The sequence below is a fragment of the Poseidonocella sedimentorum genome, assembly GCF_900116005.1.
Taxonomy (GTDB): Bacteria; Pseudomonadota; Alphaproteobacteria; order Rhodobacterales; family Rhodobacteraceae; genus Poseidonocella; species Poseidonocella sedimentorum.
Genome location: NZ_FOYI01000001.1, coordinates 405517 through 417991, shown reverse-complemented (window position 1 = coordinate 417991; position 12475 = coordinate 405517). Strand labels below are relative to the sequence as shown.

15 protein-coding genes and 3 tRNA genes are annotated in these 12475 nt (G+C 65.5%); 8 read left to right on the top strand and 10 right to left on the bottom strand.

All coding sequences use genetic code 11. The annotated features are described in order from the left end of the window. Positions 1-69: 69 nt before the first annotated feature. The 6 genes from BM353_RS02035 to BM353_RS02010 all read right to left on the bottom strand — a co-directional run bounded on the left by BM353_RS02035 (position 70) and on the right by BM353_RS02010 (position 3960). Positions 70-756: a VPLPA-CTERM sorting domain-containing protein gene (locus tag BM353_RS02035; RefSeq protein ID WP_092076084.1), complete on the bottom strand. Its 687-nt coding sequence runs from the start codon at positions 754-756 to the stop codon at positions 70-72. 379 nt (positions 757-1135) lie between these two features. After that, positions 1136-1579: a DUF892 family protein gene (locus BM353_RS02030; RefSeq protein WP_092076082.1), complete on the bottom strand. Its 444-nt coding sequence runs from the start codon at positions 1577-1579 to the stop codon at positions 1136-1138. A 1-nt stretch (position 1580) separates the two neighbouring features. Next, positions 1581-1835 carry a hypothetical protein gene (locus tag BM353_RS02025; RefSeq protein ID WP_092076080.1) on the bottom strand — a complete coding sequence of 85 codons (255 nt, stop codon included), beginning with the start codon at positions 1833-1835 and terminating at the stop codon, positions 1581-1583. Positions 1836-1911: 76 nt separating this feature from the next. Further along, positions 1912-3006, bottom strand: coding sequence for an NAD(P)/FAD-dependent oxidoreductase (locus BM353_RS02020; protein ID WP_092076078.1), 1095 nt, complete (start codon positions 3004-3006; stop codon positions 1912-1914). Next, entirely contained in the window at positions 3003-3572 is a 570-nt protein-coding gene (locus tag BM353_RS02015) for an NADPH-dependent FMN reductase (protein ID WP_092076475.1), read from the bottom strand. Before BM353_RS02015 ends, BM353_RS02020 begins: the two co-directional genes overlap by 4 nt. A gap of 31 nt (positions 3573-3603) precedes the next feature. Further along, entirely contained in the window at positions 3604-3960 is a 357-nt protein-coding gene (locus BM353_RS02010; protein ID WP_092076076.1) for a DoxX family protein, read from the bottom strand. A 132-nt stretch (positions 3961-4092) separates the two neighbouring features. On the opposite strand from BM353_RS02010, the gene BM353_RS02005 reads away from it, so the two are divergent. After that, on the top strand, positions 4093-4941 hold the full coding sequence (locus tag BM353_RS02005; RefSeq protein WP_092076074.1) for a LysR family transcriptional regulator: 849 nt from the start codon (positions 4093-4095) through the stop codon (positions 4939-4941). Positions 4942-5156: 215 nt separating this feature from the next. On the opposite strand, the gene BM353_RS02000 is transcribed toward BM353_RS02005, so the two are convergent. Next, positions 5157-5233 (bottom strand) — tRNA-Arg (locus BM353_RS02000). A 173-nt stretch (positions 5234-5406) separates the two neighbouring features. Here BM353_RS02000 and BM353_RS01995 point away from each other — a divergent pair. Both BM353_RS01995 and BM353_RS01990 read left to right on the top strand, forming a co-directional pair. Further along, positions 5407-5730, top strand: coding sequence for a 2Fe-2S iron-sulfur cluster-binding protein (locus BM353_RS01995; RefSeq protein WP_092076072.1), 324 nt, complete (start codon positions 5407-5409; stop codon positions 5728-5730). Further along, positions 5730-6527: an FG-GAP repeat domain-containing protein gene (locus BM353_RS01990; RefSeq protein ID WP_092076070.1), complete on the top strand. Its 798-nt coding sequence runs from the start codon at positions 5730-5732 to the stop codon at positions 6525-6527. Before BM353_RS01995 ends, BM353_RS01990 begins: the two co-directional genes overlap by 1 nt. Positions 6528-6533: 6 nt before the next feature. Here BM353_RS01990 and BM353_RS01985 read toward each other — a convergent pair whose 3' ends face one another. Beyond that, entirely contained in the window at positions 6534-7412 is an 879-nt protein-coding gene (locus tag BM353_RS01985; protein WP_092076068.1) for a hypothetical protein, read from the bottom strand. A 129-nt stretch (positions 7413-7541) separates the two neighbouring features. On the opposite strand from BM353_RS01985, the gene BM353_RS01975 reads away from it, so the two are divergent. Together BM353_RS01975 and BM353_RS01970 are read left to right on the top strand one after the other, a co-directional pair. Continuing rightward, positions 7542-9200, top strand: coding sequence for an ABC transporter permease (locus BM353_RS01975; protein WP_425439381.1), 1659 nt, complete (start codon positions 7542-7544; stop codon positions 9198-9200). Between the two features lie 70 nt (positions 9201-9270). Continuing rightward, positions 9271-9346: transfer RNA gene (locus BM353_RS01970), tRNA-Thr, on the top strand. A 234-nt stretch (positions 9347-9580) separates the two neighbouring features. Here BM353_RS01970 and BM353_RS16840 read toward each other — a convergent pair. Then, entirely contained in the window at positions 9581-9763 is a 183-nt protein-coding gene (locus tag BM353_RS16840; RefSeq protein ID WP_177220428.1) for a hypothetical protein, read from the bottom strand. Between BM353_RS16840 and BM353_RS01965 the strand changes: the two genes are divergently transcribed. Further along, a complete protein-coding gene (locus BM353_RS01965) occupies positions 9750-10445 on the top strand; it encodes a VPLPA-CTERM sorting domain-containing protein (RefSeq protein ID WP_177220427.1) in 696 nt (231 codons plus the stop codon). The two genes, BM353_RS16840 and BM353_RS01965, sit on opposite strands and share 14 nt — an antisense overlap. 76 nt (positions 10446-10521) lie before the next feature. Then, complete coding sequence (locus tag BM353_RS01960) at positions 10522-11121, top strand: phage tail protein (RefSeq protein WP_092076060.1); 600 nt, start codon at positions 10522-10524, stop codon at positions 11119-11121. A 229-nt stretch (positions 11122-11350) separates the two neighbouring features. Here BM353_RS01960 and BM353_RS01955 read toward each other — a convergent pair. Beyond that, positions 11351-11427 (bottom strand) — tRNA-Arg (locus tag BM353_RS01955). Between the two features lie 213 nt (positions 11428-11640). Here BM353_RS01955 and BM353_RS01950 point away from each other — a divergent pair. Then, a complete protein-coding gene (locus tag BM353_RS01950; protein ID WP_245759539.1) occupies positions 11641-12432 on the top strand; it encodes an endonuclease/exonuclease/phosphatase family protein in 792 nt (263 codons plus the stop codon). The last annotated feature ends 43 nt before the right edge of the window (positions 12433-12475 follow it).

Here is a 12475-nt window from a genome sequence, read left to right as displayed (position 1 = left end):
GGCGACGGCGTGAACGAAAAAAGGGGAGCCGCGGCGGGCTCCCCTGTCACTGTCTTGCAGATGGCAGCGCTAGGCGCCCTTGCCTCGCCGCAGAGCCGCGAGACCGCCAAGCCCCACAAGCAAAAGCGGCAGCCCCGCAGGCAGCGGGACAGCGGACGGGCCGGTATAGTCGATGGTCAGCGCGGCGGCATCAATCGTCGTGTTTTCCAGTGCGCCAAAAAAGATAGTCGCGAAATTGTCAGTCTCCAGCCGCAACGTCAGCAGATTGCCCGACAGCGCGCTGGTGATCGGGGCGACGGTTGAAAAACTGAACGACCTGGTGTCCCCTGCCACGCCACCCGTCGGGGTCGTTGTGTCAGCGACCTGGGTACCGGCTGCATCGTAATCATCGATATCAACGGCACCGTTGCCATTATAGGCGAAGAGATCAATCGCGGCGGTAGACCCGAGATCGGAGACGAACTGGGTCAGCGTGATGGTCAACGTAGCGCTGTTGATCGTTGCCGTGTCCACAATGGAGCTCAGATCGAACTCCATGATCGCATTGCGTATCAAAGCACCGGATTGGACGAACGAGAGAACACCGTCCGTCGTATTGAAGACATCGCCGCCGTGGACCTGAACATCGCCATCCGCCGTCGGCGAGAGGGTGACAGTCGCAGCGTTCACCGCGCCCGCGAAAAGTGCCGCCGATACGGAAAGGATAATACTTGAGAATTTCATTGGGACCTCAAAACTAAAGTAAATCGTCATCATTGGTTACACCACGTTAACGAATTTACCAAGCATTTCAGTTCGAGCCGCCCGATCTCGAGGCCTCCGCCCCTGTCTGGCGGTCGGCGCCCGGACGCGCCGAGGTCAGGGCAACCGGGGCGAGACCTGACCGCGATGTCTGGTCTCGGTGGGGGCATACGCGCGACGCTCGGCCAGAACGGCATAGCTTCCGAGTGCCCGATCGAGCAGCATCAGCTCAGGGTTTGAGACAAGCGGCCCATTGCGGCGAGCGGCGGCGCGGGCGTTTGGTGAAGTGCCGCCAACCTGCGGTCGGCCAAAGCTGGCAAGGGGTCTGAGGAAAGCGACCCTGGCTTGAGCTGCTACGGGCCGGCACGCGGTGCCGGCCCGAAGTTCTGGCGCCTCAGGCTTGCGCGGTTTCCATCCAGGCCCGGTGCCGACGCTCGTCGGCGAGGCCCTTTTCGATCACCGGGCGCAGCCGGGGATCGGTCACGGAGTTGCTGAGCGCCTGTTCATAGGCGCTGACCGTCTCGTCCTCGTTGGTCTTCATCGCCTTGAGCACGGCGTCATCGCCCGCGATGTTGGCCAGCGCGACCTTGCCGGTGGTGAGCCACTGCTTCATGTCGCCCTCGGTCGGCTTCTCGACGCCGATGCTGTCCGCGATCTGGCCAAGCTCCTGCACATGGGTCTCGTGGTCGCGGCGAAAGCTTTCCACCTGCTTGCGGTACTCGGCGCTGTCGAGGCGCTCGATCGTCGCGTCATAGGCGGCGATGGCGTCGTACTCCAGAACCAAAAGGTTCTTCACCAGATCGGCGGCATTGTTTTCGGTTCCAACTGTCGTCGGCATATCAAGTCTCCTTTTCGGATTTACGGCTGCTCGGTTGCGTGCCCGACTGGGATCGGGCCTTGCCCATGCCGGGTGTCTGGCCCGGCGGCTGGGCAGGCTGGAGCTTGGAGAACACGCCTCGCCCGTTGAGCGAGCGGCCCGTGGCCCCAAGGCCATGGGCACTGTGCTCGTTCAGCGAGTTGTCGAGGGCGCCAATCGCCTGCTGGCGAGATGCCGCGCGCGGCGGGTCCGGCAGTGTGCTCGATTGGTGTAACATCGGCTCTCCCTTTGCTCTGCTGTCACACAAACCAACCGAGGAGAGGTTTCGTTCCAAACCGTATCCGGCGGCGCGGTCAGGCGCGCCCCAGAAGCTTGTTGTACTTGGTCAAGAAGAGGTCGCGGCCCTTCATCATCCGCGTGACCCAATCGCCGAGGGTCGCGACCATCAGGTAGGAACTGCCGCGCCGCGGCCCCAGCGGGACGAGGATCGGGGCCTTCTCGCCCCATGGCGCGTAGGGTTTGAGACCTTCGATCCGTTTGCCTCCGGCGAGGGATTTCAGGGTCTTCTCCAGCCACGGTTTCTGGCGCGATATGGCGACGATGGTCATCGCGTCGCCTGCGGCGGCGATGTCTCCGGCAGCGAAGACATTCGGCAGGGAGGACGGGCGCAGGTAGCCATCGACCGCGACGCGGCCATCGGCGGCGCGGCCCACGTCCGGAAGCGTATCCGCCACGGAGGTCAGCGGGCGCGAGCCCACGGCCGGGACGATCAGGTCAGCCTCGATCGCCGCCCCGTTCGACAGGGTGACGGTGCCGCCCTCCGGCTGGTCGCGCCCCGGCAAGGAGGCGGCTCGGGCGCCGGTGATGACCTTGACGCCCATCGCCTGAAGCTTGGCGGCCAGCGAGGCGCCGAGCTTGGCGGGAAACCCGGGGAAGAGCGCCGGGTCGCTGGCGACCAGTGTGACGGTTTTGTCGGGGTGGGCATGGGCGATCTCGCCGGCCAGTTCCGTCCCGACCGCCCCGGCGCCGATGATCAGCACCCGGGACGCGCCGCGCAAGGCGGCGTTCCAGCGCGCGGCGTCCGCGCGCAGGCCCTCGATGTCACCGGTCGCGGATTTGAACGGGGCCGCGTTGGCCGAGCCGGTCGCCAGCACGATGTAGTCGCCCGCGATCCGCGTGCCGTCCGTCAGGGTCACGCCGCCGCCATCGACCGACGCGGCCTCGCCCCGGATCACCCGCCCGCGCGAGAGCAGCCCATCATAGGGGATCAGCGCCCGGTCCAGCAGCGCCGGGTCAACCATGGCGCGGATCATCGCGGGGGCGTGGGTGAAGTGGCTGGCGCGCTCGATGAGGGTGACGTCCATCACCGCGTCCAGCGATTTCGCCAGATCACTGCCCAGATAGCCACCCCCGACGATGACGAGCTTCGGCGCGCCTGCGGCGGTCATGCCGCCGCTCCCTTTTGCGCCGGTGCCGCGACCAGCCCCGAAAGGGTGGCGTCCAGCGCGGCGATGTCCTCGGGCCGGCTGAGCGATCCGGTCTCGGCGTCCCAGGCCTCGCCCCAAGTGCCGATCCCCTGCACACCGCGCAGGTCGGCCCCGAAGTACGGCGCCAACTGCGCCTGCTGGCCGAGCACGCCCGCACCGGCGCGTGGCCCCGGGGTGGCGGCGAGGAAGATGACCGGCTTGCCTTGCCAGACCTGCGCGTCAATCCGGCTCATCCAGTCGAAGAGGTTCTTCCAGGCCGAGGTGACCGAGCCGTTGTGCTCGGCGAAGGAGACCAGAACCGCGTCCGCGTCGCCAATCGCGTCGTGGAAGTCCCGGGCGGCCTGCGGGATGCCCGAGGCGGCCTCGCGGTCGACGGAGTAGATCGGCATTTCGAAGGTGTTAAGGTCGAGAAGCGTGACTTCGGCGTCCGGCAGGACCGTGGCCCCAAGGCGCCCTGCGGCGTATTCGACGAGGGTGCGATTGATGGAGATGCGGCTGTTGGTGGCCGCGAAAGCGAGGAGTTTCATGAGCATGTTCCTTGTGCTGATCGCGCGCTGTTCAGGCGCGGCTGAGGTAGGCGGGGATCTGGGCGCGGTGGATGTAGAGGACACCGGCGCTGAGCAGGCCGAGGACGATGGCGGGGACGGCGGACGGGCCGAGAACGACCAGGTGCGCCAGCGCCGCGCCGACCATCGTGGCGCCGAGCAGGCCCGCGCCCACAACCTGGCGGCGGGGCAGCCAGAGCAGAACCGCGCCGGCGATCTCGACGATGCCGGTGAGGTAGCGGAACCACTGGCCGAGGCCGATGGCGTCGTAGGTTGCGACCATCATGTCCACACCGGCGAGTTTGGCGCCGCCTGCTGCGACGAAGGCGAGGGTCAAGAGGGCGCGAAGGGCGATCGAGAGATATGTCATTGCGGGTGTTGTCCGTTATCTTGTGTTGGCGTTTGAGACAATAGTGACACCGGCATGATATGCGCACCAGATATCGAATTGCGCATCATATGCGCGTTGATGCGACATGTCCGACCTGCTAGACATGGCCCCATGCAGCATTGGACCGAACTCAGAACCGCGCTCATGCTCGCCCGCCATGGCACCGTCAGCGCGGCGGCGGAGGCGCTCGGGGTGCACAGGGCGACGGTGAACCGGCACGTCGATACGCTGGAAGGCGCGTTTCAGACCAAGCTGTTCCAGCGGCACGCGCGCGGCTACACATTGACCGAAAGCGGGCAGGAGATGCTGGAGGTCGCCGCCCGCGCCGACGAGATGTTCGCCGATCTTGCCGGCCGCAACCGGGGCCGCTCGGGCCGGCTGTCGGGCAAGCTCGTGGTGACGGCGCTGACGGGAACTGCGCCGTTGATCATGCCGGCGCTGCGCGCGTTTCATGACGAGCACCCGGAGATCGAGCTGGAGTTCGCGGCCACAGCCGATCTGGCCCGCCTCGAACACGGCGAGGCCCATGTCGCCTTTCGCGCCGGGCCGAAACCGGAGACGCAGGACTACGTCGTCAAGCTCTTCCGCACCCTGCGCTTCGGCCTCTATGCCAGCCGCGACTATGTCCGCCGGCGCGGGCGGCCGGATCTCGGCAATCTGGAGGGTCACAGCTTCGTCGGGACCAAAGACGATGCCAGCCGGATGCCCTTCGCCCGCTGGATGCGCGACACCCTCGGCGCGGGCACGATGCTGATCAAGGTGACGGACCCTCTGGTCCTGAGCACAGCCGTGAAGGATGGCATCGGCATCGGCTTTCTCAGCGAGCACCACGCCGCCCCCGACCCCGAGCTGATCGAGATCCTGCCCCCGTCCGACGACTGGTCCGCCCCCATCTGGGTCGTCACCCATGTCGACCTCCACCGCACCGAAAAGGTGCAGCGCTTCCTCGAAAAACTCTGAGCTGAAGTGGTCCCAGAAAACTGGACAATTGGCTAGCAACTGTATCTGTCAGGTCGTAGGAGGCACCCCAAGACGTAGTCCGCTGAAGAAAACCATTTTCCGCCCGTAGCTTGCGAGCGATCTTTTCGCAGCGTGAAACTTTTTCTGGAAAAGGGTGCGCACGAAGGGCCCGCATTTTGCGCACATTTTTCGTTCGTTGGCACATGCTGAATATCTGGCGACCCCGGAAGGACTCGAACCCTCAGCCTGCTGATTAGAAGTCAGCTGCTCTATCCAGTTGAGCTACGGGGCCGCGCGAGGGGGATTTTTCATACTTCTGCCGCTCTGTCGAGACATGCCGGAAGCGGCGCGGCGGAAAAGACGCAAAGCGGCGCGCGCGGCGGTGGCGAGGGTGCGTATGGGGTTGGAGAGCGTGGCGCGGCGGGATATGACCACGCGCGAGTGCGAAGAAAGGACGAGGGCCCGATGGCGAAAATTACCTATATCGAACACGACGGGACCAGCCACGAGGTCGATGTGGCCAACGGGTTGACCGTGATGGAAGGCGCGCGGGACAACGGGATCCCGGGGATCGAGGCCGATTGCGGCGGGGCCTGTGCTTGTTCGACCTGTCATGTCTATGTCGATGCGGCCTGGGTCGAGAAGCTGCCGGCGATGGACGACATGGAAGAGGACATGCTCGATTTTGCCTACGAGCCCGATCCGGCGCGCTCGCGGCTGACCTGTCAGATCAAGGTGAGCGACGCGCTGGACGGGCTTGTGGTGCACATGCCGGAAAAGCAGATCTGATGCCAGAACGCGCGCGCGGGCCCCGGCTTCGGGAAGCGCGGCGACCGGCGTTGCGCCTCTGGCCCCGTCTTGCCCGCCGCGCGGCCCGGCATTTGCGCCTGTGGCTGGTGGCGGCGGCTCTGGGTGGGGCGTTTGCCGCCCATGCCGGGAGCCCGGCGCGGATCGAGCGCGCGGACTATGCCGAGCCCACGTCGCGATATGCTCATGGCGTTCTTGGGGACGATATCGAATGGGGCGCGCTGCGGTTGGCGCTTTCGGACGGGCGCAGCATCCTCATTCGATTGCCGCAGACCCGAGTGTTTGAGGACATCGCGCCGCGGCTTGTGGATGTGGATGGCGATGGGGCGCCCGAGGTGGTGGTGGTCGAGTCCGATCACCGGCTGGGCGCGCGGCTGGCGATCTTTGGCACGGCGGGCGAGATCGCCGCGACCCCCTTCATCGGGCAGCGCAACCGGTGGCTCGCGCCGGTCGGCATCGCCGATCTGGACGGGGATGGCCGGGCCGAGATCGCTTATATCGACCGGCCGCATTTGGCGCGTGTGCTGCGGATCTGGCGGGTTGAGGGTGGGACGCTGGTCGAGCTGGCGACGGCGCAGGGTCTGACCAATCACCGGATAGGCTGGCCGTTCATCGCCGGCGGCATCCGGGCCTGTGGCGGGATCACAGAGATGATCACCGCCGATGCCGATTGGCGCACCGTCATGGCGACGCGGTTTGACGGCGCGCGTATCACCTCGCGCATCCTCGGCCCCTACAGCGGGCCCGAGAGCCTCGACGCGGTGCTTGGCTGCGAGTGACGCGGCTCAGGCGCTGATGAAGCGCACCCCCGGCATGACGGCGATGGTGTCCAAATCGCGGGCATAGGCGCCGTGGAGCACGTCGATGAGCCGATCGTCCCAGCCCGGCAGCTCCACCTCCAGCTCCAGCTTCTCGTCCAGCGCCGCGCGCGACAGATAGGCCTCGATGATGCGATGCCGCCGCGCCGGGTCTTTGGGCGGATGGGCCGCAAGGAACCGGACGAGACGCGCGAGCACCTCTTCGGGCAGGAGCTCCTGGAGCATCTCCAGCTCCCCCTCCATCGGCACGTCGGGCCCCAGCCCGGTGATCGCGTGCATCAGATCGCTCCAGATCAGCGGCGTTTCTTCATCGCACCAGACGGTCAGCCCGGCCTCGGGCAGCGCGGCGCGCAGATCCCGCAAAAGCGGCACCCAGCTCAGGCGCGCGGGATCGGCGCCGTTGAGGAACTCGCCGTAGCCGAAATGCGGATAGGTGGTCACCAGCGCCGGGATGAAGTGGGCCATGCTGGAGACGCCGAGATGGATCTCGAACGCGCAGTCGGGAAAAACCCGCGCGAAATTCCGCATCCGGGCCGCTGCCGCGCCATAGAGCCGCCCGCCGCGGAAGATGTCCTTGGGGCGGCAGGCGAAGCTGCTGTTGGCCAGGATCAGCCGGGCGCACCCGCCTTCGGGCAGGAAGAGATCCTGCATCTCGCGCCGCAGATGGGCATCGGCCTCGGGCGCTTCGGTCATCGCCGAAAGGACGCCCAGCAGGTAGCGCCGGTAGACCGAGGGCCGCGGCACCTCGACCCCGCGCTCGCGCAGCATCCCGGCATTGCGCAGCAGGCAATTGAGCAACCGGCCCCGGTCGGTCTCATGCGCGCCGATATGCGTGACGATCTTCATCAGGGGAGCCGGGCCTGCGGGCGTGTCATGGCCCAGAGGTAGCCAATGCGCCCCGCGAAGGCAATCGCACCGCTGCGCGCCTCGCCGCCGATGCTGGACAGCCCCGCGCGGATGCGGCACGAGTGCGGGATGGTCGATCCGTCGTGGAACTCCCGCATGTCGCTGTCCGGTTTGCTCCGGCCCAACCCCTGGTCGCTCGGCGCCGCGCTCATCGCGGGCGTCGTGCTGATGCCGATCCTCGCGGTCATCTGGCTCGCGCTGACCCCGACGGAAAACATCTGGGGACACCTGGTCTCGACCACCCTGCCCCGCTACCTGCGCAACTCGCTCGTGCTCATGAGCGGCACGGGGCTGCTCTCCGCGCTCTTCGGGACGGCGGCGGCCTGGTGCATCGTGCGCTACCGCTTTCCCGGCGCGCGCGCGTTCGAATGGCTGCTGCTGCTGCCGCTCGGCATCCCGGCCTATGTGGGGGCCTACGCGCTGGTGGATTTCCTCGAATACGCAGGCCCGGTCCAGACCCGGCTGCGCCTCCTCTTCGGCTGGTCCTCGGCGCGCGACTACTGGTTCCCCGAAATCCGCAGCATGGGCGGCGCGATCATCGTGCTCGCCTCGGCACTCTTCCCCTATGTCTACCTGCTGGCCCGCGCGGCCTTCCGCGACCAGTCGGCCCAGGCCGATGAGGTCGCCCGCTCGCTCGGCGCGCGCTCCTGGCGGCGGTTCCTCAGCGTCGGGCTGCCGCTCGCCCGGCCCGCCGTCGTGGCCGGCACCGCGATCGTCATGATGGAGACGATCAACGATTTCGGCACGGTGGATTACTTCGCGGTCCAGACCCTGACCACCGGCATCTTCACCACCTGGCTCGAAGCCAACAACGCCGCCGGTGCGGCCCAGATCGCGAGCGTGATCCTCGGGCTCGTCGTGTTCCTCATCCTCGCCGAGAAAGCCTCGCGCCGCCGGATCCGGACCTATGCGGTCACCGGCAAGCTGAGCCCGATCGCACCGGTCCGCCTGCGCGGCGCGCGCGCCGGCGCCGCGACGCTGCTCTGCGCGCTGCCCTTCACCACCGGCTTCGTGCTGCCCTTCGGCGTCGTCGCCTCGCACGCGGCCTCCAACATGGACTACTGGCGCGACGCCTCGCTCCTGCGGGCGACCATGAACACCCTCTTCGTCGCGGGCACCGCCGCGTGCCTGACCGTCGCCGCCGCGCTCTTCATGGTCTACGGCGTGCGCCTCTCCGGCCGCCGCCTGCCCCAGGCCCTGCTCCCCATTACCACGATCGGCTACGCCGCCCCCGGCGCGGTGCTCGCGGTCGGCATCCTGCTGCCCCTCGCCGCGCTCGACCAACGCGTGGCCGACGGCATCCTCGCCCTGACCGGCTGGGATCCCGGCCTCATCCTGACCGGCACCTCCGCCGCCCTGATCCTCGCCTATTCCCTGCGCTTCTTCGCCATCGCCCAGGGCGCGGCGGACGCGGCCATGAGCCAGATCCCCAAATCCCTGCCCCTCGCGGCCCGCTCGCTGGGGCGCACCCGCGGCCGGACACTGGTAGAGATCTACCTGCCCCTCATCCGCGGCTCGACCCTCTCGGCGCTTCTGCTGGTTTTCGTCGATTGCGTGAAGGAACTCCCGGCAACGCTGCTCCTGCGCCCGTTCAACTTCAGCACGCTCTCCACCCGTGTCTACGAACAGGCCAGCCTCGAAAACCTCGGCGACGCCTCCCCCGCGGCGATCCTCGTCGTGCTCGTGGGCCTCGCCGCTGTCCTCCTGCTCGCCCGCTCCAGCCGATGAGATTTTCCCGCCCGCTCGCGCCCAAATCCCCCTTGCGAGCCCGCCTCGCCCTTAGTAAGAACGCGCCACTGCCCCTATAGCTCAGCTGGTAGAGCAACTGATTTGTAATCAGTAGGTCCGCGGTTCGAGTCCGTGTGGGGGCACCATCATCTTCTCTCGAAAGCTGCCTGCCCTTGGGCTGGTGATCGCTTGCGTTGCTGTGTTGGATCGCCGTGGTCAGGCGCATGGCCGCGATGATCTGGCCGAAATCACTGGCCATCCGAGAGGGGGCGGAAGTCGCATGGCTGAAACAGGACACGTCGGGCACATCGCGCGTTTGCCCTGCGGGCTCTGAGTTGCAAGCGACGCGCCCCGGCGAGGGGGTAAATAAAATTGCCAAATCACCGTTTCTTGTGTAGTTTAATGCTGAGCATTTCGCCTTGTAGCCAGTTAAACCTTTTTAAAAAATACATATTTTCAAAGCGATAGGATGCTCCAAGGGACACGCGGTCGCCGCGGAATTTTATTTTTATGAAGGAACCATCACTCATGTTTTTGCGAACTGCCGCCATGGCATTCATCATCTCACTTGCAACCTGCCCCGCCCAGGCCGCCTCCGTAACTCTGTCGAGTCTGCTCGGAGGAGGGTCCGTGACCGAAGGTGACGTCACCTTCGGCACCTTTGCGTTTCTAGACTTATCCGATGTCGCCAGCTATCCTGAAGACAGGGAAGTCGCTCCCTCAGAAGTGCTCATCTCAACGTCCGCAACCGCATCATCCGTAACACTCACAGCGACGTTCGACCCGAGCATTACGTTGGTCGCCGACGGCGCCTTTTTCAAATTCTTTTTGGATTTCGTCGCCTCGGTGGATGCACCATCGACTCGTCAGATTTCCGGCGTGAGCCTCACCGGCGATATCATTCATGCCGGCTCTGATAGCGGGGTAGAGGCCGTCTACGCATTGGGCGGTTTCGGCAGCATTGGCGGCCCGGAGATTGAAATTTTCAGCGCGCCAGGCTTTGGCACTCAAATCAGCGATGGCGCCGCACTGGGAACGCCGGTGTCTGCGCTGTTGATGGAGGGCAAAAGCGAGGGGGGGATCGGTTTCGACTCGTCGGCCCATTTGTCGACCTATTCGCTGACTTTCGATTTGCTCGGCGATCCGCCTGTCACGACTGTAGTTCCGCTTCCCGCCGGATTGCCGCTGTTGCTCGCGGGGCTCGGTGGATTGGCTCTTGTCAGGCGCCGGCACGCCCGGCCCTGAGTTTTCCTGACGCATTTTGAAAATTTAATTGGCCTGCGGGATCCCCGTTGGCAAAGGACACCAAGGAGAACCTGGTATGCCACGAATTTCTCAATTTCTTTCCGCCTCCATCCTGTCGATCGGCCTCTCAACCGGTCTTGCAACGCCCGGTCACGCAGGATCTACGCCCTACATCGGTGAAATCATGATGGTCGGCTATCCGTTTTGCCCCCGTGGGTGGGTAGAAGCGAGTGGGCAATTGCTCGAAATCGTACGAAATGAGGCGCTCTTTGCGCTTTACGGCACAACCTTTGGCGGTGACGGAAGAGTTTCGTTCGGGCTCCCGGATCTGCGCGGCCGTGTGCCGATGCACACAGGACGAGGGCCCGGGTTGACCCAACGTCCGATGGGGCAACGTGCCGGTGCTGAACAACACACCTTGAGCGTCGGGCAAATGCCGCCTCACAGCCATGCGCTGAATGCCTCTTCCGCGACAGCCAATGCAGCATCCCCCTCCGGCAATGTCCTGGCCGACACCAACCGCGCCTCGACTTACGTTGCCAGCACGCCAAATCAGCAAATGTCCAGCAGCTCGATCTCCAGCAGCGGCCAGGGGCAACCCGTGAGCAACATGCAGCCCTATGAGGTCTTGCGGTTCTGCCTGGCCACCGTCGGGCAATTTCCGTCTCGCGATTAGGGTCACCCGGCGTCGCGGTTTCTGCGGCTGCGGCGCTTGCGAGCCCGCGTTTCGCATCGCCGACATTTTTAGGTTGGAACGAAAGAACCCGGTCCGCGTCACAGCGGGCCGGGATTGCCTTTGCCCCCACGGGGCGGCGGAAGACCGCACAGCCTCTTGCCATCGCCGGACCGCCATCGGATCGCAGGCTCGACGGCCAATGCTCTGCAAACTCTGGGCGGGGGGTGAATGGCGCACCTGAGAGGATTCGAACCTCTGGCCTCTGCCTTCGGAGGGCAGCGCTCTATCCAGCTGAGCTACAGGTGCGTGCTGGGCAGGCTATAGGACAAACGGGAAAGCGCTGCAATTGCAAATCGGTGGGGAATGGGGCGGCGTGAGGTCAAGACATCGCGGCGGGGTGCCGGCCCTACGCTGTCGGGTCCCCGGCAGGAGGCGGCTGGGCCACTACCCCGGTTGCGACGGTCTTTATTTGCGTGGACTATGGATCTTGCGTGAGGAAGGAGACCGGTCGTGAAGATAATGTGCCTGAACGGATGGGGCGGTCGGTTGCATCATGTGCTCCTGCCCTATCTCGCGACCACCGCGCCCGAGGTGCTTTGCCTTCAGGAGGTTGTTCACAGCCCGGCTTCCGAAAAGGACTGGCTGACCTATCGTGACGGCGATCATGTCTTGCCGCAGCGCGCGAATTTCTTCCGCGATGTTTGTGCGGTCCTGCCGGATCATGTCGCGATCTTCTGCCCCGCCGCGCAGGGCGTTCTGTGGGACGAGGACGCCGCGATCCCGTCGCAGTGGGGGCTCGCGAGTTTCGTGCATCGGTCCTTGCCGATCATCGGACAGGTTCAGGGTTTCGTGCACAAGGATTTCTCGGCGGATGGCTACGGGGACCACCCTCGATCCCGCAGCGCGCATGGGGTCAGGGTATATGACGGGGCGGCAAACCGGGCGGTCAGCGTCACCCATATGCACGGGTTGCGCGATCTTGGCGGCAAGATGGATACCCCTCCGCGCGCGGCGCAAGCCAGGCGGCTTCGCGATATGTCGCGTCAGCTCTCCCAGCCGGAGGATGCGATCGTGGTCTGCGGGGATTTCAATGTGGAGCCAGGCAGCGAAACCCTGTCGATCCTCGCGGATGCCGGGTTGACGGAGCTGGTCACCGGACGCGGCTTCGAGAGCACGCGCACGTCGCAGTACAGGAAACCCGGACGGTTCGCGGATTACATGCTGGTGAATGACGCGCGGCTCGTGCGCGCGTTCGAGGTGATCTACGAGCCCGAAGTCTCGGACCACTGTCCGCTGTGTCTGGAGCTTTAGCGCGGCAATGTCGCGCGGGCCGTCAAACGAGAATGCTCCCGAA

Bases quoted from the DNA above. Each gene is read 5' to 3' on its own strand.
- BM353_RS02035 (WP_092076084.1), bottom strand. From the start codon at position 756: ATGATGACGATTTACTTTAGTTTTGAGGTCCCAATGAAATTCTCAAGT.
- BM353_RS02030 (WP_092076082.1), bottom strand. From the start codon at position 1,579: ATGCCGACGACAGTTGGAACCGAAAACAATGCCGCCGATCTGGTGAAG.
- BM353_RS02025 (WP_092076080.1), bottom strand. From the start codon at position 1,835: ATGTTACACCAATCGAGCACACTGCCGGACCCGCCGCGCGCGGCATCT.
- BM353_RS02020 (WP_092076078.1), bottom strand. From the start codon at position 3,006: ATGACCGCCGCAGGCGCGCCGAAGCTCGTCATCGTCGGGGGTGGCTAT.
- BM353_RS02015 (WP_092076475.1), bottom strand. From the start codon at position 3,572: ATGAAACTCCTCGCTTTCGCGGCCACCAACAGCCGCATCTCCATCAAT.
- BM353_RS02010 (WP_092076076.1), bottom strand. From the start codon at position 3,960: ATGACATATCTCTCGATCGCCCTTCGCGCCCTCTTGACCCTCGCCTTC.
- BM353_RS02005 (WP_092076074.1), top strand. From the start codon at position 4,093: ATGCAGCATTGGACCGAACTCAGAACCGCGCTCATGCTCGCCCGCCAT.
- BM353_RS01995 (WP_092076072.1), top strand. From the start codon at position 5,407: ATGGCGAAAATTACCTATATCGAACACGACGGGACCAGCCACGAGGTC.
- BM353_RS01990 (WP_092076070.1), top strand. From the start codon at position 5,730: ATGCCAGAACGCGCGCGCGGGCCCCGGCTTCGGGAAGCGCGGCGACCG.
- BM353_RS01985 (WP_092076068.1), bottom strand. From the start codon at position 7,412: ATGAAGATCGTCACGCATATCGGCGCGCATGAGACCGACCGGGGCCGG.
- BM353_RS01975 (WP_425439381.1), top strand. From the start codon at position 7,542: ATGGTCGATCCGTCGTGGAACTCCCGCATGTCGCTGTCCGGTTTGCTC.
- BM353_RS01965 (WP_177220427.1), top strand. From the start codon at position 9,750: ATGGCATTCATCATCTCACTTGCAACCTGCCCCGCCCAGGCCGCCTCC.
- BM353_RS16840 (WP_177220428.1), bottom strand. From the start codon at position 9,763: ATGATGAATGCCATGGCGGCAGTTCGCAAAAACATGAGTGATGGTTCC.
- BM353_RS01960 (WP_092076060.1), top strand. From the start codon at position 10,522: ATGCCACGAATTTCTCAATTTCTTTCCGCCTCCATCCTGTCGATCGGC.
- BM353_RS01950 (WP_245759539.1), top strand. From the start codon at position 11,641: ATGTGCCTGAACGGATGGGGCGGTCGGTTGCATCATGTGCTCCTGCCC.